At 63.5% G+C, this 19,312-nt stretch carries 22 protein-coding genes; all 22 read left to right on the plus strand.

Annotation, left to right across the window (positions count from 1 at the left end):
- The first annotated feature begins 37 nt into the window (after positions 1 to 37).
- The 22 genes from fliS (at position 38) to fliR (ending at position 19,311) form a co-directional block, all read left to right on the plus strand.
- Positions 38 to 439: a flagellar export chaperone FliS gene (gene fliS, locus PPA02S_RS19270; protein WP_028633478.1), complete on the plus strand. Its 402-nt coding sequence runs from the start codon at positions 38 to 40 to the stop codon at positions 437 to 439.
- A 16-nt stretch (positions 440 to 455) separates the two neighbouring features.
- Positions 456 to 749, plus strand: a complete 294-nt coding sequence (gene fliT, locus PPA02S_RS19275; RefSeq protein WP_028633477.1) for a flagellar protein FliT — start codon at positions 456 to 458, stop codon at positions 747 to 749.
- A gap of 165 nt (positions 750 to 914) precedes the next feature.
- Positions 915 to 2,390, plus strand: coding sequence for a transcriptional regulator FleQ (gene fleQ / locus PPA02S_RS19280; protein WP_028633476.1), 1,476 nt, complete (start codon positions 915 to 917; stop codon positions 2,388 to 2,390).
- A 121-nt stretch (positions 2,391 to 2,511) separates the two neighbouring features.
- On the plus strand, positions 2,512 to 3,702 hold the full coding sequence (locus tag PPA02S_RS19285) for a sensor histidine kinase (protein ID WP_028633475.1): 1,191 nt from the start codon (positions 2,512 to 2,514) through the stop codon (positions 3,700 to 3,702).
- On the plus strand, positions 3,702 to 5,048 hold the full coding sequence (locus PPA02S_RS19290; RefSeq protein ID WP_028633474.1) for a sigma-54-dependent transcriptional regulator: 1,347 nt from the start codon (positions 3,702 to 3,704) through the stop codon (positions 5,046 to 5,048). The genes PPA02S_RS19285 and PPA02S_RS19290 overlap by 1 nt, the downstream gene beginning before the upstream one ends.
- 173 nt (positions 5,049 to 5,221) lie before the next feature.
- Complete coding sequence (gene fliE, locus PPA02S_RS19295) at positions 5,222 to 5,554, plus strand: flagellar hook-basal body complex protein FliE (protein WP_028633473.1); 333 nt, start codon at positions 5,222 to 5,224, stop codon at positions 5,552 to 5,554.
- 15 nt (positions 5,555 to 5,569) lie between these two features.
- Positions 5,570 to 7,348: a flagellar basal-body MS-ring/collar protein FliF gene (gene fliF, locus PPA02S_RS19300; RefSeq protein ID WP_028633472.1), complete on the plus strand. Its 1,779-nt coding sequence runs from the start codon at positions 5,570 to 5,572 to the stop codon at positions 7,346 to 7,348.
- Positions 7,341 to 8,360: a flagellar motor switch protein FliG gene (gene fliG, locus PPA02S_RS19305; RefSeq protein ID WP_028633471.1), complete on the plus strand. Its 1,020-nt coding sequence runs from the start codon at positions 7,341 to 7,343 to the stop codon at positions 8,358 to 8,360. The genes fliF and fliG overlap by 8 nt, the downstream gene beginning before the upstream one ends.
- Positions 8,361 to 8,542: 182 nt before the next feature.
- Positions 8,543 to 9,322: a flagellar assembly protein FliH gene (fliH, locus tag PPA02S_RS19310; protein WP_028633470.1), complete on the plus strand. Its 780-nt coding sequence runs from the start codon at positions 8,543 to 8,545 to the stop codon at positions 9,320 to 9,322.
- Complete coding sequence (fliI, locus tag PPA02S_RS19315) at positions 9,312 to 10,667, plus strand: flagellar protein export ATPase FliI (protein WP_028633469.1); 1,356 nt, start codon at positions 9,312 to 9,314, stop codon at positions 10,665 to 10,667. The genes fliH and fliI overlap by 11 nt, the downstream gene beginning before the upstream one ends.
- A gap of 6 nt (positions 10,668 to 10,673) precedes the next feature.
- A complete protein-coding gene (gene fliJ, locus PPA02S_RS19320; RefSeq protein ID WP_028633468.1) occupies positions 10,674 to 11,126 on the plus strand; it encodes a flagellar export protein FliJ in 453 nt (150 codons plus the stop codon).
- Between the two features lie 80 nt (positions 11,127 to 11,206).
- Positions 11,207 to 11,512, plus strand: coding sequence for an STAS domain-containing protein (locus PPA02S_RS19325; RefSeq protein ID WP_028633467.1), 306 nt, complete (start codon positions 11,207 to 11,209; stop codon positions 11,510 to 11,512).
- A gap of 8 nt (positions 11,513 to 11,520) precedes the next feature.
- Positions 11,521 to 13,212 (plus strand): fused response regulator/phosphatase, encoded by a 1,692-nt coding sequence (locus PPA02S_RS19330; RefSeq protein ID WP_028633466.1) that lies wholly within the window; start codon positions 11,521 to 11,523, stop codon positions 13,210 to 13,212.
- A 49-nt stretch (positions 13,213 to 13,261) separates the two neighbouring features.
- Positions 13,262 to 13,609: an Hpt domain-containing protein gene (locus PPA02S_RS19335; RefSeq protein ID WP_028633465.1), complete on the plus strand. Its 348-nt coding sequence runs from the start codon at positions 13,262 to 13,264 to the stop codon at positions 13,607 to 13,609.
- Between the two features lie 70 nt (positions 13,610 to 13,679).
- On the plus strand, positions 13,680 to 14,924 hold the full coding sequence (locus PPA02S_RS19340; RefSeq protein WP_028633464.1) for a flagellar hook-length control protein FliK: 1,245 nt from the start codon (positions 13,680 to 13,682) through the stop codon (positions 14,922 to 14,924).
- Positions 14,925 to 15,046: 122 nt separating this feature from the next.
- Positions 15,047 to 15,544 (plus strand): flagellar basal body-associated protein FliL, encoded by a 498-nt coding sequence (gene fliL, locus PPA02S_RS19345; RefSeq protein ID WP_028633463.1) that lies wholly within the window; start codon positions 15,047 to 15,049, stop codon positions 15,542 to 15,544.
- Between the two features lie 9 nt (positions 15,545 to 15,553).
- Positions 15,554 to 16,522 carry a flagellar motor switch protein FliM gene (fliM, locus tag PPA02S_RS19350; protein ID WP_028633462.1) on the plus strand — a complete coding sequence of 323 codons (969 nt, stop codon included), beginning with the start codon at positions 15,554 to 15,556 and terminating at the stop codon, positions 16,520 to 16,522.
- 47 nt (positions 16,523 to 16,569) lie between these two features.
- The gene (fliN, locus tag PPA02S_RS19355) at positions 16,570 to 17,034 is read left to right on the plus strand and encodes a flagellar motor switch protein FliN (RefSeq protein WP_028633461.1); all 465 of its coding nucleotides are present in this window, start codon (positions 16,570 to 16,572) and stop codon (positions 17,032 to 17,034) included.
- Positions 17,035 to 17,484, plus strand: coding sequence for a flagellar biosynthetic protein FliO (fliO, locus tag PPA02S_RS19360; protein ID WP_028633460.1), 450 nt, complete (start codon positions 17,035 to 17,037; stop codon positions 17,482 to 17,484). It abuts the gene before it with no gap.
- On the plus strand, positions 17,481 to 18,236 hold the full coding sequence (fliP, locus tag PPA02S_RS19365; protein WP_028633459.1) for a flagellar type III secretion system pore protein FliP: 756 nt from the start codon (positions 17,481 to 17,483) through the stop codon (positions 18,234 to 18,236). Before fliO ends, fliP begins: the two co-directional genes overlap by 4 nt.
- 21 nt (positions 18,237 to 18,257) lie before the next feature.
- Positions 18,258 to 18,527 (plus strand): flagellar biosynthesis protein FliQ, encoded by a 270-nt coding sequence (gene fliQ / locus PPA02S_RS19370; RefSeq protein WP_028633458.1) that lies wholly within the window; start codon positions 18,258 to 18,260, stop codon positions 18,525 to 18,527.
- A 7-nt stretch (positions 18,528 to 18,534) separates the two neighbouring features.
- Entirely contained in the window at positions 18,535 to 19,311 is a 777-nt protein-coding gene (fliR, locus tag PPA02S_RS19375) for a flagellar biosynthetic protein FliR (RefSeq protein WP_028633457.1), read from the plus strand.
- The last annotated feature ends 1 nt before the right edge of the window (position 19,312 follow it).

Here is a 19,312-nt window from a genome sequence, read left to right on the forward strand (position 1 = left end):
CAACCTTCCAGAAGCATGCCCGCCACGAGGTCGCAAGATGAATCCCATGAGAGCCCTTCGTCAGTACCAGAAGGTCAATTCCCATGCCCAGATTTCCGAAGCAACGCCGCACCGCCTGGTGCAGATGCTGATGGAAGGTGGCCTTGATCGCATGGCGCAGGCCAAAGGGGCAATGGCGCGGGGTGACGTGGCTGAGAAGGGGCTGATGCTGGGCAAGGCGATCGACATCATCATCGGCTTGCGCGACGGCCTCTCGCCTGAGAAGAGCGAGAACCCGCAATACGTCGAAAACCTCGATGCCCTCTACGTGTACATGACCAACCGCCTGATGCAGGCCAACATCGACAACGATGCCGGCATCATCGATGAAGTGGCCCGGCTGCTGATCACCGTGAAGAGCGGTTGGGACGGCATCGCCGACATCCAGCCTGCCAGCTGACGGCAAGGAGACGACCATGACTGCACTGCAACGCCTCGACGATACGTGTGATGCCCTGCTTGGCGCCTTGGGCGAGCGTGACTGGGATTCCATTGCGAAGCTGGACGTTGCATGCCGTACCTGTATCGACGAAGTGCTCGAAACGCACGCGTACGACCAAGGCTTGCTGCGGGAAAAGCTCGAAGGGGTGATGGAGGTCTACCGCAGCCTCATCGAAGTGACAACCGGCGAGCGCCAGGCAATTGCCGAAGAGATGACACAGATCAACCAAGCGAAGAATGCTTCAAAGGTTTATCATTTGTTCAGTTAAGATGCGAACAACTGAACAAAAGGCGCCATAAATTTGACTGTGCGACCCTTTTTGACTTAACTAGTGGCTGTTTTCGTATTTCAGACGTCCGAACACTGACCATTCAGTCGGAATGATGTCGAGCATGCCTTCGGGCGCCGATATGACTAGGGAAGTTGCTATTGCATGTGGCGTGAAACCAAGATTCTCCTGATCGATGACGACAGCACCCGCCGCCGCGATCTGGCGGTGGTGCTGAACTTCCTGGGCGAAGACAACCTGCCCTGCACCAGTGCTGACTGGCAGCAGGTGGTCGAGCCGCTGTCTTCCAGCCGCGAGGTACTGTGCGTACTCGTCGGCGCTGTGGATGCGCCTGGCACCCTGCTTGGGTTACTTAAGACAGTGGCAACCTGGGATGAGTTCCTTCCGGTCTTGCTTTTAGGCGATATTTCTTCTGGCGAGTTGCCTGAAGACCTGCGCCGCCGCGTGCTTTCGAACCTCGAAATGCCGCCCAGCTACAGCCAGTTGCTGGATTCGCTGCACCGCGCCCAGGTGTACCGTGAGATGTATGACCAGGCCCGTGAGCGGGGGCGTCAGCGCGAGCCCAACCTGTTCCGCAGCCTGGTCGGTACCAGCCGCGCCATCCAGCACGTGCGCCAGATGATGCAGCAGGTGGCCGATACCGACGCCAGCGTGCTCATCCTGGGCGAGTCGGGCACCGGCAAGGAGGTGGTCGCGCGCAACCTGCATTACCACTCCAAGCGCCGTGAGGCACCTTTCGTGCCGGTCAACTGTGGTGCTATTCCTGCTGAGCTGCTGGAAAGCGAGTTGTTTGGCCATGAAAAGGGCGCATTCACCGGGGCCATCACCAGCCGGGCAGGGCGCTTCGAACTGGCCAACGGGGGTACGCTGTTCCTGGATGAAATCGGCGACATGCCGTTGCCCATGCAGGTGAAGCTGCTGCGCGTGCTGCAGGAGCGCACTTTTGAGCGCGTGGGCAGCAACAAGACCCAGAGCATCGATGTGCGCATCATCGCCGCCACGCACAAGAACCTCGAAAACATGATCGAGGACGGCACTTTCCGCGAAGACCTGTACTACCGCCTTAACGTGTTCCCCATCGAGATGGCCCCCCTGCGCGAGCGCGTCGAGGACATCCCGCTGCTGATGAACGAGCTGATCTCGCGCATGGAGCACGAGAAACGGGGTTCCATCCGCTTCAACTCGGCTTCGATCATGTCCCTGTGCCGCCATGGCTGGCCGGGTAACGTGCGCGAACTGGCCAACCTGGTCGAGCGCATGGCGATCATGCACCCGTACGGGGTGATTGGTGTGTCGGAGTTGCCGAAGAAATTCCGCTACATCGACGACGAAGACGAGCAGATGGTCGACAGCCTGCGCAGTGACCTGGAAGAGCGCGTGGCCATCAACGGCCACACCCCCAACTTCAGCAACACTGCCATGCTTCCACCAGAGGGGCTCGACCTCAAGGACTACCTGGGCAGCCTGGAGCAAGGCCTGATCCAGCAGGCGCTGGACGATGCCAATGGTATCGTTGCCCGTGCCGCCGAACGCCTGCGCATCCGCCGTACCACCCTGGTGGAGAAGATGCGCAAATACGGCATGAGCCGCCAAGGTGGCGAAGAACAACAGGAAGATTGAGGCACCACCCGCCGCTGCCTTCACGCTGAGGCGATGTGTAATGGCTTCTATCCGGCACGGCTATTGCTTCATCGCTGGCAACACACCGTTTTTATGACGGTCAGCCATGCGAGAGAGCACGATGCCCCAGGCCGCCCAAGTATCCCCGTCCCTGGCCGAGCAGGAGAGCCGGCAGGGTGTCGAGCAGGCGTTCGCCCTGTTCGACCAGGTCTCCAGCCAGCTCAGCCAGTCCTACAGCCTGCTCGAAGCCAGGGTCAGCGAGCTGAAAGGCGAGCTGGCCGTGGTCAGCGCCCAGCGCATCGAGGAGTTGAACGAAAAGGAGCGCCTGGCCAACCGCCTGCAGAACCTGCTGGACCTGCTGCCGGGTGGCGTTATCGTGATCGACGGGCAAGGGCGGGTACGCGAGGCAAACCCGGCTGCCTGCGAGCTGCTGGGCGAGCCGTTGCTCGGCCAGCTGTGGCGGCACGTGATCGCGCGCAGCTTCGCCCCGCGTGAGGACGACGGCCACGAGGTTTCGCTGCGCGACGGGCGCCGCTTGTCCATTGCAACCCGTTCGCTGGACGCCGAGCCCGGGCAGTTGGTGCTGCTCAATGACCTGACCGAAACCCGTCGCCTGCAAGATCAACTGGCCCGTCATGAACGCCTGTCGTCCCTTGGGCGCATGGTGGCCTCGCTGGCGCACCAGATCCGTACGCCATTGTCGGCCGCCATGCTGTACGCCAGCCACCTGGCAGACCCCGAGCAGGCCCTGACTACCCAAACCCGCCAGCGCTTTGCCGGCAGCCTGAAGGAACGCCTTCACGAGCTGGAACAGCAAGTGCGCGACATGCTGGTGTTTGCCCGCGGAGAGTTGCCGCTACAGGACCGTGTGACCCCCAAGGCGCTGTTCCAGGCGCTGCAGCAAGCGGCCCAGACCCACGTTCAGGGCCATGCCGTACGCTGGCAGTGCGACAGCCGCCTGGGCGAGTTGCTGTGCAACCGCGACACCCTGGTGGGCGCGTTGCTCAACCTGATCGAGAATGCCCTGCAGGCCAGCCCGGCGCCGGCAAGGCTCAAGGTTCACCTGTGGCGCCGCCAGAGCACCCTGCACCTGTGCGTCAGTGATGCCGGGAGTGGCATCGCGCCCGAGTTGATCGGGCGCCTGGGTGAACCGTTCCTCACCACCAAATCCACGGGTACCGGCCTGGGCCTGGCGGTGGTGAAGGCCGTGGTCAAGGCCCATGACGGCGCGCTCAGCCTGCGCTCCAAGGTTGGCCGTGGCACCTGCGTGCGCATCGAGCTGCCGCTGATCGATGGGGCAGACGGCCCGTGATGCCCGTTACGGTGTTGCTGGTCGAGGATGACCGCGTGTTGCGTGAGGCGCTGGCCGATACCCTCGACCTCGGCGGCGTCGCCCACCAGGCGGTGAGCAGTGCCGAGCAGGCCCTGCAGGCCGTGCGCGAACGGTCGTTCCACCTGGTGATCAGCGATGTGAACATGCCAGGTATGGACGGGCACCAATTGTTGACGCAATTACGCCGCCAGCAACCGCAGTTGCCGGTGTTGCTGATGACCGCCCACGCCGCCGTGGAGCGCGCCGTAGAGGCCATGCGCCAAGGCGCCGTTGATTACCTGGTCAAGCCCTTCGAACCCAAGGCCTTGCTCAGCCTGGTGCAACAGCACGCGGCAGGGCGCGCCGAGGACGCGGACGGCCCGATTGCCTGCGAACCCGCCAGCCGCCAATTGCTGGAGCTGGCCGCACGGGTGGCCCGCAGCGATTCCACGGTGCTGATCTCTGGTGAGTCCGGCACGGGCAAGGAAGTGCTGGCGCGCTACATTCACCAGCAGTCCACCCGTGCCAGCCAACCGTTCGTGGCCATCAACTGCGCAGCCATCCCCGACAACATGCTGGAAGCCACGCTGTTTGGCCACGAGAAGGGGGCCTTCACCGGGGCTATTGCCGCCCAGCCCGGCAAGTTCGAGCAGGCCGACGGCGGCACCCTGCTGCTTGACGAGATTTCGGAGATGCCCCTGGGCTTGCAGGCCAAGCTGTTGCGGGTGCTGCAGGAGCGTGAGGTGGAGCGGGTGGGTGGGCGCCGGCCCATTCAGTTGGATATCCGCGTGCTGGCCACCACCAACCGCGACCTCGCGGGCGAAGTGGCGGCGGGGCGCTTCCGGGAAGACCTGTACTATCGGCTTTCGGTGTTCCCGCTGGCCTGGCGACCACTGCGCGAGCGCCAGGGCGACATCCTGCCGCTTGCCGAAAAATTGCTGGCGCGGCATGCGCAGAAGATGAAGCACCCGCCCGTACGGCTGTCTGCACAAGCCCGTGCCTGCCTGCAGGCCTGGGCCTGGCCGGGTAACGTGCGGGAATTGGACAACGCCTTGCAGCGTGCGCTGATCCTGCAGCAGGGCGGGATTATCGAGGCGGCGGATTTTTGTCTGGAAGGCGCCATTCCGTTGGCAGCTGGCACTGAGCCATTACTTGAGAGCGCCGGGCTGGAGGGCGATGTTCGCCGGCACGAGTACCAGATGATCATTGACACCCTGCGTGCCGAGCGCGGTCGGCGCAAGGAAGCCGCCGAACGCCTGGGCATCAGCCCGCGCACCTTGCGCTACAAGCTTGCACAGATGCGTGATGCCGGCTTCGATGTGGAAGCCAGCTTGTACGGTGAGTGAGCCTGGCTGCAGGCTGGCAGCGGCGCTCGGTTTCATAGGTGCAGACCCAGGCAAGAAGAACACCTCCCCTCCAACATCCCGACCGCTCCTGCCAAGGCTGGCACCTTTGTTGCTTAGGTAGGGTATCTGCCGCATCACTGTCAAAAAAATGCGGCCGCAGGAGAGAGAAGGTCATGAGCCAAGGTGTTGAATTCAATCGTCTGATGCTGGACATGCGCGCCATGCAGGCCGACGCCATGTCGTTGCCGAAGGTGGCTGTCGCCCCTGAACTGGCACCTGGGCAAAGCACCTTCGCCGACATGCTCGGCCAGGCTATCGGCAAGGTGAACGAAACCCAGCAGGCTTCTAACCAGCTGGCCAACGCCTTCGAAATCGGCAAGAGCGGCGTTGACCTGACCGATGTGATGATCGCTTCGCAGAAGGCCAGCGTCTCGATGCAGGCCTTGACCCAGGTACGCAACAAGCTGGTCCAGGCGTACCAGGACATCATGCAGATGCCGGTGTGAGGGCGGACGTAGACCATGGCTGAAGCAGTCGTCGACAACGCGCCCGCCAAAAGTGGCCCGCCAGCGTCCAAGCCGCCGATGCTGCGCCTGGCGTTTCTGGAAAACATCGCGCAGATGCCCATCCTGCGTCAGATCGGCCTCATGGTCGGCCTGGCCGCCAGCGTGGCCATCGGCTTTGCCGTGGTGCTGTGGTCGCAGCAGCCTGATTACCGCCCCCTGTACGGCAGCCTGTCGGGCATGGACACCAAGCAGGTCATGGATACCCTGTCGGCCGCTGACATCCCCTACAACGTGGAACCCAATTCCGGCGCCCTGCTGGTGAAGGCCGACGACCTCTCCCGTGCGCGCCTGAAACTGGCAGCGGCCGGCGTGGCACCCAGCGACGGCAATGTCGGCTTCGAACTGCTGGACAAGGAACAGGGGCTGGGCACCAGCCAGTTCATGGAAGCCACCCGCTACCGCCGCAGCCTGGAAGGCGAGCTGGCGCGGACCGTGTCGAGCCTGAACAACGTCAAGGCCGCCCGCGTGCACCTGGCCATCCCGAAAAGCTCGGTGTTTGTCCGTGATGAACGCAAACCCAGTGCCTCGGTACTGGTTGAGCTGTACCCAGGCCGTGCCCTGGAGCCTGGGCAGGTGATGGCGATCGTCAACCTGGTTGCCACCAGCGTGCCGGAGCTGGACAAGTCCCAGGTGACCGTGGTCGACCAGAAGGGCAACCTGCTGTCTGACCAGATCCAGGACTCTGCGCTGACCCAGGCAGGCAAGCAGTTCGACTACAGCCGCCGTGTGGAGAGCATGCTCACCCAGCGCGTGCACAACATTCTGCAGCCGGTGCTGGGCAATGACCGCTACAAGGCCGAGGTGTCTGCCGACCTGGATTTCAGTGCGGTCGAGTCCACCTCCGAGCAGTTCAACCCTGACCAGCCCGCGCTGCGCAGCGAGCAGTCGGTAGACGAGCAGCGTGCCAGCAGCCAAGGCCCGCAGGGTGTGCCCGGTGCCTTGAGCAACCAGCCGCCGGGCGCTGCGTCCGCGCCGCAGACCACCGGTGGCGCGGCCACCGCGGCCGGGGCGATCCAGCCTGGCCAGCCGTTGGTCGATGCCAATGGCCAGCAGATCATGGACCCGGCCACCGGCCAGCCCATGCTCGCGCCCTATCCGTCGGACAAGCGTCAGCAAAGCACCAAGAATTTCGAGCTGGACCGCTCCATCAGCCATACTCGTCAGCAGCAGGGGCGCACCATGCGCCTGTCGGTGGCGGTGGTGGTGGATGACCAGGTCAAGGTCGATGCAGCCAATGGCAATACCACCCATGTGCCATGGGGCGCCGAAGACCTGGCACGCTTCACGCGCCTGGTACAGGATGCGGTGGGCTACGATGCCAGCCGGGGCGACAGCGTCACGGTGATCAACGTGCCGTTCGCACCGGACCGCGGTGAAGAAATTGCCGACATCGCGTTCTACCAGCAACCGTGGTTCTGGGATATCGTCAAGCAGGTGCTGGGTGTGCTGTTCATCCTGGTGCTGGTGTTCGGCGTGCTGCGCCCGGTACTCAACAACCTCACAGGGGGTGGCAAGCAGGCTGCCCCGGACAGCGACATGGAGCTGGGCGGCATGATCGGGCTCGATGGCGAACTGGCCAGCGACCGCGTCAGCCTGGGTGGCCCGACAAGCATTCTGCTGCCAAGCCCCACCGAGGGCTACGAGGCACAGCTCAACGCAATCAAAGGCCTTGTGGCCGAGGACCCGGGCCGTGTCGCCCAGGTCGTGAAAGACTGGATCAACGCCGATGAGTGATAACCGAGCCGTTACCGCCAAGCTGAGCCGCGTCGACAAGGCAGCCATCCTGCTGCTTTCACTGGGCGAAACCGATGCCGCGCAGGTGCTGCGCCACATGGGGCCCAAGGAAGTGCAGCGGGTGGGGGTGGCCATGGCGCAGATGGGCAACATTCACCGCGACCAGGTCGAGCAGGTGATGAGCGAGTTTGTCGAAGTGGTCGGCGACCAGACCAGTCTGGGCGTGGGTTCCGATGCCTATATCCGCAAGATGCTCAACCAGGCGCTGGGTGAAGACAAGGCCAATGGCCTGGTCGACCGCATTCTGCTGGGCGGCAACACCAGCGGCCTGGACAGCCTGAAATGGATGGAACCGCGCGCGGTTGCCGACGTGATCCGCTACGAACACCCGCAGATCCAGGCCATCGTGGTGGCCTACCTCGACCCGGACCAGGCGGGTGAAGTGCTGAGCAACTTCGACCACAAGGTGCGTTTGGACATTGTGTTGCGGGTATCGTCGCTGAACACCGTGCAACCGGCTGCGCTTAAAGAGCTGAACCAGATTCTGGAGAAGCAGTTCTCCGGCAACTCCAATGCCGCGCGTACCACCCTGGGTGGCATCAAGCGCGCTGCCGACATCATGAACTTCCTCGACAGCTCGGTGGAAGGCGCGTTGATGGACTCGATCCGCGAGATCGACAGCGACCTGTCCGAGCAGATCGAAGACTTGATGTTCGTGTTCAACAACCTGGCCGACGTCGACGACCGTGGTATCCAGGCGCTGTTGCGCGAGGTGTCTTCGGACGTGCTGGTGGTGTCGCTCAAGGGTGCAGACGAGCGGGTCAAGGACAAGATCTTCAAGAACATGTCCAAGCGTGCCTCCGAGCTGCTGCGCGACGACCTCGAGGCCAAGGGCCCGGTGCGGGTCAGCGACGTGGAAACGGCGCAGAAGGAAATCCTCACCATCGCCCGCCGCATGGCCGACGCCGGCGAAATCGTCCTCGGCGGCAAGGGCGCCGAAGAAATGATCTAAAAGCGGCAAGCATTAAGCTGCAAGCTGCAAGACAAAGCAGCCCCGATGCAGCCTGCTTAGGCTTGTAGCTTTAAGCTGCAAGATACAAGCTTCAAGGGGTAAGAAAAAAGCAGCCCTCATGCAGTCTGCTTTGGCTTGCAGCTTGCAGCTTGCCACTTGTAGCTATTTAAACAGGCGAGTTCATGTCCACCAAAGAACACCATCCCAGCGACCTGATCCGTGCCCGTGACCTTGAGGGGGTGGACGTATGGGCGCTGCCCAGTTTTGACCCCCAGCCGCCGCCTCGGTCCGAACCCGAACAACCGGTAGAAGTGGAAGAAGAGGTCGAGGAAGTGCCGCTGGAAGACGTCCAGCCGCTTACCCTCGAAGAACTCGAAGCCATTCGCCAGGAAGCCTACAACGAGGGCTTCGCCACCGGGGAGCGTGAAGGTTTTCACAGCACCCAGCTGAAGGTGCGTCAAGAAGCCGACGAAGCCCTCAAGGTGAAGCTGGCCAGCCTCGAGCGCTTGATGACCCACCTGATGGAACCGATCGCCGAGCAGGACACGCACATCGAGAAAACCCTGGTGCACTTGGTGGCTCACATCACCCGGCAGGTGATTGGCCGCGAGCTGCACAACGATTCCAGCCAGATCACCCAGGTACTGCGCGGCGCGCTGAAACTGCTGCCGATGGGCGCTGACAACATCCGCATCCACCTCAACCCGCAGGACTTCGAGCTGGCCAAAGCCCTGCGCGAGCGCCATGAAGAAAACTGGCGGCTGCTGGAAGACAGCACCTTGCTGCCGGGCGGCTGCCGCATCGAAACGGCCCAAAGCCGCATCGACGCGACCATGGAAACCCGCATCGAAAAAGCGGTGGCACAACTGTTCGATCAACTGCACGACCATTCCCTGCACCCTGCCGCCGCTGACCTTTCGGTAGACCTGGATGCACCGGTGGAGCCAGCGGATGCGCCTTGAACGCACCAGCTTCGGCAAGCGCCTGGGCACTTACGCCGAGGCCATCGAGCTGCCGGCGCAACCGGTGGTAGAAGGCCGCCTGCTGCGCATGGTGGGCCTGACCCTGGAAGCCGAAGGCCTGCGCGCTGCCGTGGGCAGCCGTTGCCTGGTCATCAACGATGACAGCTACCACCCAGTGCAGGTCGAAGCCGAGGTGATGGGCTTCGCCGGGCCCAAGGTGTTCCTGATGCCGGTGGGCAGCATTGTCGGCATTGCCCCTGGCGCGCGGGTGGTGCCGCTGGACGACGGCGGTCGCCTGCCCATGGGCATGAGCATGCTGGGCCGGGTGCTCGATGGCGCCGGCCGTGCACTGGATGGCAAGGGTGGCATGAAGGCCGAGGACTGGGTGCCCATGGACGGCCCGGTGATCAACCCGCTCAACCGCGACCCTATCAGCAAGCCCCTGGACGTGGGCATTCGCAGTATCAATGGCCTGCTTACCGTAGGCCGCGGCCAGCGCCTTGGCCTGTTTGCCGGCACCGGTGTGGGTAAGTCGGTGTTGCTGGGCATGATGACCCGTTTCACCGAAGCCGAGATCATTGTGGTGGGCCTGATTGGCGAACGGGGGCGCGAGGTGAAGGAGTTCATCGAGCACATCCTCGGCGAGGAGGGCATCAAGCGCTCGGTGGTGGTGGCATCGCCTGCCGATGATGCGCCGCTGATGCGTCTGCGCGCTGCCATGTACTGCACGCGCATCGCCGAGTACTTCCGCGACAAGGGTAAAAACGTGCTGCTGCTGATGGACTCGCTGACCCGCTTCGCCCAGGCCCAGCGGGAAATTGCCCTGGCCATCGGCGAACCGCCGGCTACCCGCGGTTACCCGCCGTCAGTGTTCGCCAAGCTGCCCAAGCTGGTGGAGCGGGCCGGCAACGGGGAGGCGGGTGGCGGCTCCATCACCGCGTTCTACACGGTATTGTCCGAAGGCGATGACCAGCAGGACCCCATCGCCGACTCGGCGCGGGGCGTGCTGGACGGTCACTTCGTGCTGTCGCGGCGCCTGGCCGAAGAGGGCCATTACCCGGCCATTGATATCGAGGCCTCCATCAGCCGGGTGATGCCGCAGGTGGTGGATGCCGATCACCTGCGCGAAGCGCAGAAGTTCAAGCAGCTGTGGTCGCGCCTGTCGCAAAGCCGCGACCTGATCAGCGTGGGGGCCTATGTGGCCGGTGGCGACCCCGAAACGGATTTGGCCATCGCCTTGCAGTCACGCCTGGTCGAGTATTTGCGCCAGGGGTTGCAGGAGAACGTGGGCATGGCGCAAAGCCGCGACCAGTTGGGGGCGATTTTCACGCCCCCGGCAGGCTGATAGCCGGTGGCGCTGCCAGGGCGCGCCGCGCGCCTTGCGCCGGTGGTGGGCATGGCCGAAGAAGCCGAGCGCAAGGCCGCCCAGCGCCTGGGGCAGTTCCAGCAGCAGGTGGCCACGGCCCAGGCCAAGCTGGCAGAGCTGGAGCGCTTTCGCGAGGATTACCAGCAGCAGTGGATCAACCGCGGTGGCCAGGGCGTGAATGGCAGTTGGCTGGTCAATTACCAGCGCTTTCTCGGGCAGCTCGAAACCGCCATGACCCAGCAGCGTCAGAGCCTGGTGTGGCACCAGAACAACCTCAACAATGCCCGGGGCATGTGGCAGCAGGCCTACGCGCGGGTTGAAGGGTTGCGCAAACTGGTGCAGCGCTACATGGACGAAGCCCGGCGTGCCGAAGACAAGCGTGAGCAGCGCCTGCTCGATGAACTGTCCCAGCGCCTGCCGCGCCAGGAACCGCTCTAGCCTCCACCACTTGCGGCCTCCACCTGTGGCTGCTACACCTTCATGAGGACGCACCCGCCATCATCGAAGGAATCGCTGAAATGGCAGTTGAAACGGATTTTTCGCAGGACGGCAAAAAGCTCACGATCAGGATCAAAGGGCGCTTCGATTTCGGCAGGCACCAGGAATTTCGCGATGCCTACGAGCGTCAGCCAAGCCGCCCCGATGCGGTGGTGGTCGACCTGCAAGACACCACTTACCTCGACAGTTCGGCGCTGGGCATGCTGTTGATGCTGCGCGACTACGCCGGGGGCGATGAAGCCGATGTGCGGGTGGTGCACGCCAGCTCGGATGTGCGCAAGATCCTCGCCATCTCCAATTTCGACAAACTCTTCGACATCAGTTGAGCGCCAATATGCCGGCCGGGCAGGGTTTGACGGTGCTGGTTGCTGAGGACAGTGACGTCGACCGCATGCTCCTGGCGCGGATCGTCAAGCGCCAGGGGCACCAGGTGGTCACTGCGCAGAACGGCCAGGAAGCGGTGGCATTGTTCAGCGAACGGCGCCCGCAGCTGGTGCTGCTCGATGCGCTGATGCCGGTGATGGATGGTTTCGAGGCCGCGCGGCAGATCAAGGCCCTGGCCGGCGAGGCGCTGGTGCCGATCATCTTTCTGACATCCCTCAATGAAGAGCAGGCGCTGGTGCGGTGCCTGGAGGCGGGCGGCGATGACTTCATGGCCAAGCCGTACAGTGCCGTGATCCTGGCCGCCAAGATCCGCGCCATGGACCGCCTGCGCCGGCTGCAGGACACGGTGCTCCAGCAGCGTGACCAGATCGCCCGGCACCACCACCACCTGCTGAATGAGCAGCGGGTAGCCAAGGCGGTATTCGACAAGGTCGCCCACTCCGGTTGCCTTGGCGCGCCCAACATCCGCTCTGTGCAGTCGCCTTACGCACTGTTCAATGGCGACCTGATGCTCGCGGCCTTTACGCCGTCCGGTGACATGCGCGTATTCCTCGGGGATTTCACCGGCCATGGCCTGCCGGCAGCGGTCGGCGCCATGCCCCTGGCCGAGGTGTTCTACGGCATGACGGCCAAGGGCTACACCATGCCCCAGGTGCTGCGCGAGATGAACGCCAAGCTCAAACGCATCCTGCCCGTGGACATGTTCTGCTGCGCGCTGTTGCTCAACCTCAGCCAGCAGCGGGCGGTAGTGGAGGTATGGAACGGCGGCATGCCCGACGGCTACCGCCTGTCGGCGGAAGGTGCTGTACTGACGCCATTGCAGTCACGTCATCTACCGTTGGGTATTCTGGGGCCTGGGCAGTTCGATGACGCTGTCGAGGTATGGCCGCTGGCCGCAGGCGAGCGGGTTCTGTTGCTGTCTGACGGCGTGCTGGAAACAGCAGATGCCCAGGAGCGCCTGTTCGGCGAGCAGCGCCTGCGGTCGGTGTTGGCCGGCAATCGCGAGCCAGCGCTGCTGTTCAGTGAGCTGATGCAGGCGCTGGCGCTGTTTGGTGGGCAGCCACGGGATGACATCAGTTTGTGCGATATCCGCATGCCCGGCGCCCAAGAGCCGTTGCCGGCTCCTGTAAACTACCCGGACAGCGGCCCGACCAGCCCGGCAGACTGGTCGCTGGGGTTCGAGGTTCGCGGGCAAAGCCTGCGTCAGTTCAACCCCGTACCGTACCTGGTGCAGTTGTTGCAGCAGGTTCATGGCCTGCGTACCCGTGGCGGGAACCTGTACAGTGTGCTCAGCGAGTTGTACTCCAACGCGCTTGAACATGGCGTGCTTGGCCTGGATTCGCAGCTCAAGCGGGATGTGCAGGGGTTTGCCGACTATTATCAGGAGCGCGCTCGGCGCCTGGCATTGTTGAGCGAGGGCTTCGTGCGCATCGACCTTGTGGTTGAACCGCATGCCCAGGGCGGGCGTCTGAAGATCGACGTGCGTGACAGCGGTGAGGGTTTCGACGTGCAGCAGGTGCTGTCACGGGCGGCATTGCAACAAGGGCTGAGTGGGCGCGGGCTGGAACTGGTCCGGCGCCTGTCCAGCAGTGCAACCTGGGCCGAAGGTGGCCGGTGCGCACGCGTGGAGTTCGCCTGGTGAGCCTGGGGCGGGCTCGGGCATTTATCTGGCTTGATCAAGGAGCGAACAAGTGGCTGACATGCATATCGACCACAAGGTACTCAGCGACCTGCGAGAAGTCATGGAAGATGGCTATCTGCAGCTGGTACAGACCTTTCTAGACGACTCCGAGCGACGCCTGGGGCAACTGCATGCGGCGCGCAGCGCCCAGGAGCTGGGCGCCGCTGCCCACAGTTTCAAGGGCAGCAGCAGCAACATGGGCGCCGTTGCGCTGGCGGGCCTGTGCCAGCAACTGGAGGACCGTGCCCGCCGCCCCCCTTTGTTCGGCATCGAAGACCTGATCAGCCGTATCGATCAGGAGTTCGCCGAGGTGCAGCGCTTCTACCGTGCCGAGCAGCAGGGAATATCCGCAGGCTGACAGGTAACTTGGCGCGACTTTTGCTCATACACCGATGTGATCATTCAGTTTATGGCGCGGAGACCGCTCAATGCCTGTCGCATCCAACCCCTTGTTGCAAGCCAATACCCTTGGCGATGCCTCCCGTACGGCGCCCGCGTCAGCGGGCAAAACGCCGCAGGTACAGGGCAACAACGGCGATGGTTTCGGCCAGGTAATGGCGCGTCAGGGGCGCGACAAGGTTGCCGGCCCTGCCGATAAAACTGTTGCCGGCAAACCGTCGGACAAGAGCGATGGGGCTGTAAGCGGCAAGCAGTCGGCAGCCGACAAGGGCAAGGTTGCCGATGACGGCAATAAGTTGCCGGCCGAGGACACCACTGCGGCCGATACCGGCATGCGTGATGCCAGCCTCGTCGCTGGGCAGGTCACCGACGCCCCACCAGGCGCGCAACTGATCCAGGCCCAGGCACAGGCCGTGGCACCCGTGCTCCAGGCCGCCGGCCCGCAGCCTGAAGAGTCACCTGCCGAGCAGGCGTTTGACCCAGATGCTGACCCGCTCGCCAATCTACCGACGCTGCGCCTGGCACTTGAGCACAGCGCCCAGGCCAAAGGCAGTACATCGGCTCATGCGCTGGACGCGGACCGTACCCAGGGCGAAAGCAATGCTGCTGCCGTCAATACCTTGGCGGGTGGCGTGACCAGTGCCGAGGGCGAGGCCGACGGTGCTGGCGGCAAGGCCTTCGGCGCCCTGCTTGAAGATGGCCTCAAGGATACCAAGAGCGCCGCCAGCGATACCCGGGTTGATGATTTCGCCAGCCGCCTGGCCAACCTGACCCAGGCGGCCACAGCGAAGACCGCCAATGCCGTACCGGTCAACGCCAACCCGCTGCACCAGCCTCTGCCGATGAACCAGGGTGCCTGGACCGAAGGTTTGGTGAACCGGGTGATGTACCTGTCCAGCCAGAACCTGAAGTCGGCGGATATCCAACTGGAACCGGCCGAGCTGGGCCGCCTGGATATCCGTGTCAATGTGGCCGCCGACCAGCCCACCCAGGTGACCTTCATCAGCGGCCACGCTGGCGTACGCGACGCCCTGGACAGCCAGGTGCACCGGCTGCGGGAGTTGTTCACCCAGCAGGGCCTGGCGCAGCCGGACGTCAACGTTGCCGACCAGTCCCGCGGCCAGCAGCAAGGCCAGGCGCAGCAGCAGGGCAGCCAGCTGTCCGGGGTGGCTGCGCGCCGAGCGGAGCAGGGCGCCGCTGAAGCGACCGAGGCATCCAGGCCCGTCGAGCAGCAGGTGGTCATCGGCGACAGCGCGGTCGATTACTACGCCTGATTCGCCAACACGGCGATTCCCCCTTCGCGCAGCCGTAACCAGGGCTGCGCGCAATCTGGCATAACACTTGCTCAAGCCATCCCATTCTTCCTATAACCCCTGATGGACGACGGATTATTGGCATGGCGAATACCGAAGCAGTGAAAGACCCCGCCGCTAAAGGCAAACTCAAGCTGATCCTGCTCATCGTTGCCGGCTTGTTGCTGGCCGTTGGCCTGTCGGTGGGCGCCACTTGGTTCTTCATGCACAAGAGCGAGCCAGCCCCGGCTGCCGATGCCGCCGCTACCAACGTGAAGCCCGCCGCCATCTACGAGGCACTGACGCCGGCATTCGTCGTCAATTTCAACCAGAACGGCCGCCAGCGCTACATGCAGGTCAGCATCACCCTGCAGGCCCGCAACCAGGCGGACCTGGACGCGCTCAAGGTGCACATGCCGGTGATCCGCAACAACCTGGTGATGATGTTCTCCGGGGTTGGCTTCGATACCTTGGCCAGCAGTGCAGTGGGGCAAGAGATGCTGCGCCAGAAGGCTACCGTGGTGGTGCAGGAAGTGGCCCAGAAGGAAGTCGGCAAGCCGGTAATCGACCAGTTGCTGTTCACCAATTTCGTATTGCAGTAGGAGTGGGCAATGGCCGTACAGGACCTGCTGTCCCAGGATGAGATCGATGCCCTGTTGCATGGCGTCGACGACGGTCTGGTACAGACCGAGAGTGCATCCGAGCCTGGCAGCATCAAAAGCTACGACCTGACCAGCCAGGACCGCATTGTTCGGGGGCGCATGCCTACCCTCGAAATGATCAACGAACGCTTTGCCCGCTACACCCGCATCAGTATGTTCAACCTGTTGCGCCGCTCTGCCGACGTGGCAGTGGGGGGCGTGCAGGTGATGAAGTTCGGTGAGTACGTGCATTCGTTGTACGTGCCCACCAGCCTGAACCTGGTGAAGATCAAGCCACTGCGCGGCACGTCGCTGTTCATCCTCGACGCCAAGCTGGTGTTCAAGCTGGTGGACAACTTCTTTGGCGGCGACGGCCGCCACGCCAAGATCGAAGGCCGCGAGTTCACCCCTACCGAATTGCGGGTGGTGCGCATGGTGCTGGACCAGTGCTTCATCGACCTTAAAGAGGCCTGGCAGGCGATCATGCCGGTGAACTTCGAGTACATGAACTCCGAGGTCAACCCGGCCATGGCCAACATCGTCGGCCCCAGCGAGGCGGTGGTGGTGTCCACCTTCCACATCGAACTGGACGGCGGTGGCGGCGACCTGCACGTGACCATGCCGTACTCGATGATCGAGCCGGTGCGCGAGATGCTCGATGCGGGCTTCCAGTCCGACCTGGACGACCAGGACGAGCGCTGGGTCAAGGCCTTGCGCGAAGACGTGCTGGACGTTGCCGTGCCGGTGACCGCCACCGTCGCCCGCCGCCAGCTGAAACTGCGCGACATTCTGCACATGCAGCCTGGTGATGTGATCCCGGTCGAGCTGCCCGAGCACCTGGTGCTGCGCGCCAATGGCGTACCCGCGTTCAAGGCGCGCCTGGGCTCGCACAAGGGCAACCTGGCCCTGCAGATCATCGACCCGATCGAACGCCGCTGAGCGCGTGCCGCTCGCTTTTACCGAATTGAATGCCTGTCGAGGAAACCATGGCTAACGAAAACGAGATCACCTCTCCAGAAGACCAGGCGCTGGCCGATGAGTGGGCCGCGGCGCTGGAGGAAACCGGCGCGGCCGGCCAGGCCGATATCGATGCACTGCTGGGCGATACCAGCAACAACCCAGGGCCGGGTCGCCTGCCCATGGAAGAGTTTGCCAGCTCGCCCAAGCCCAACCCCAACGTCAGCCTGGAAGGCCCGAACCTTGATGTGATCCTGGACATCCCGGTGAGCATTTCCATGGAAGTGGGCAGCACCGAAATCAACATCCGCAACTTGCTGCAGCTCAACCAGGGCTCTGTGATCGAGCTCGACCGCCTGGCGGGTGAGCCGCTGGACGTGCTGGTCAACGGTACGCTGATCGCCCATGGCGAGGTGGTGGTGGTCAACGAGAAGTTCGGCATTCGCCTGACCGACGTGATCAGCCCCAGCGAACGTATCAAGAAGCTGCGCTGAGTGAAGGGCATGAGGCGCGCCATCGCGGCACCCATCGCACTGTTGGCCAGCCAGCTGTGCCAGGCCGCCGCCACGCCGGCACTGACCTCGGCGGCGCCACCGGGCAGCCTGAGCGGCCAGCTGGCGCAGATGGTGTTCGGCCTGCTGCTGGTAGTGGGGCTGATCTTTCTGCTGGCATGGCTGCTGCGGCGTGTGCAGGGCTCGGCGGTCAAGGGCGGGCAGGTGATCGAGATCGTCGGCAGCCGCGCCATCGGCCCGCGGGACCGGTTGCTGCTGGTGCAGGTGGGCAAGGAGCAGATCCTGATCGGTCACAGCCCCGGCAGCATCGAGACCCTGCATGTACTGGCAGAGCCGGTCGAGGTCCCGCAGGGGGCGCGCCAGGCAACGCCTGAGTTTGCCCAACGGCTGATGGAACTGATGGGCAAGGACCCTAAGGACAAGACGCGATGAGCGCCACGCTGCGTACGTTGTTCACCCTGCTGCTGTTGCTGGCCGCGCCGCTGGCCCTGGCCGCCGACCCCTTGTCGATCCCCGCCATCACCTTGTCCAACGGGGCGAACGGGCAGCAGGAGTATTCGGTCAGCCTGCAGATTCTGCTGATCATGACGGCGCTGAGCTTCATCCCTGCGTTCGTCATCCTGATGACCAGCTTCACCCGCATCATCATTGTGTTCTCCATCCTGCGTCAGGCCCTGGGCCTGCAGCAGACACCGTCCAACCAGATCCTGACGGGGATGGCGCTGTTCCTCACCCTGTTCATCATGGCGCCGGTGTTCGACCGGGTGAACCAGACCGCCCTGCAGCCTTACCTGAACGAGCAGATGACCGCGCAGGAGGCCATCGACAAGGCCCAGGGGCCGCTGAAGGACTTCATGCTTGCGCAGACCCGGCAAAGCGACCTGGACCTGTTCATGCGCCTGTCCAAGCGCACCGACATCACCGGCCCCGACCAGGTGCCGCTGACCATTCTGGTGCCGTCGTTTGTCACCTCCGAGCTGAAGACGGCGTTCCAGATCGGCTTCATGATCTTCATTCCCTTTCTGATCATCGACATGGTGGTGGCCAGTGTGTTGATGGCCATGGGTATGATGATGCTGTCGCCGCTGATCATCTCGTTGCCGTTCAAGATCATGCTGTTCGTGCTGGTGGATGGCTGGGCGCTGATCATGGGTACGCTGGCTGGCAGTTTTGGTGGCGTGTGATGCCGCCTGGGAGCGCTGTGAATGACGCCTGAAGTTGCTGTCGACCTGTTCCGCGATGCCTTGTGGCTGACCACGCTGATGGTGGCCGTGCTGGTGGTGCCGAGCCTGCTGGTGGGGTTGATGGTGGCCATGTTCCAGGCCGCCACGCAGATCAACGAACAGACCCTGAGCTTTCTGCCGCGCCTGCTGGTGATGCTGGTCACGCTGATCGTGGCCGGGCCCTGGCTGGTGCAGAAGTTCATGGAGTACATCACCAACCTGTACACCAACATTCCGCAACTGATCGGTTGACGGCCTGATGCTGGAACTGACTGACACGCAGATCGGCACCTGGGTAGCCACGTTCATCCTGCCGTTGTTCAGGGTGACGGCGGTGCTGATGACCATGCCCATCTTCGGCACGCGCATGCTGCCGGCGCGGGTGCGCCTGTACGTTGCGGTGGCGATTACCGTGGTGATCGTGCCAGCGCTACCGCCATTGCCCCAGTTCGACCCCCTGAGCCTGCGCGGGCTGCTGCTGTGCGCCGAGCAGATCATCGTGGGCGCGCTGTTCGGCTTGGCCCTGCAGTTGCTGTTCCAGGCGTTCGTCATTGCCGGGCAGATCGTGGCGGTGCAGATGGGCATGGCGTTCGCGTCGATGGTGGACCCGGCCAACGGCGTGAACGTGGCGGTCATCAGCCAGTTCATGACCATGCTGGTGAGTGTGCTGTTTCTGCTGATGAACGGGCACCTGGTGGTGTTCGAGGTGCTGACCGAAAGCTTCACCACCTTGCCGGTGGGCAGTGCACTGATGGTGAACCACTTCTGGGAGTTGGCCGGGCGCATGAGCTGGATGTTCGCGGCCGGGTTGATTTTGATTTTGCCGGTGATTGCCGCCTTGCTGGTGGTGAACGTCGCTTTTGGCGTAATGACACGGGCGGCGCCGCAACTGAACATCTTCTCCATCGGTTTGCCGCTGACACTGGTCATGGGCATGCTGATCTTCTGGGTGGGCCTGGCCGATGTGTTGTCCCATTACCAGGCATTGGCCAGCGAGACGCTGCAATGGCTGCGTGAACTGGCGAGGGCGCGCTGAG

It is taken from the genome of Pseudomonas parafulva NBRC 16636 = DSM 17004 (assembly GCF_000730645.1).
Lineage (GTDB): Bacteria > Pseudomonadota > Gammaproteobacteria > Pseudomonadales > Pseudomonadaceae > Aquipseudomonas > Aquipseudomonas parafulva.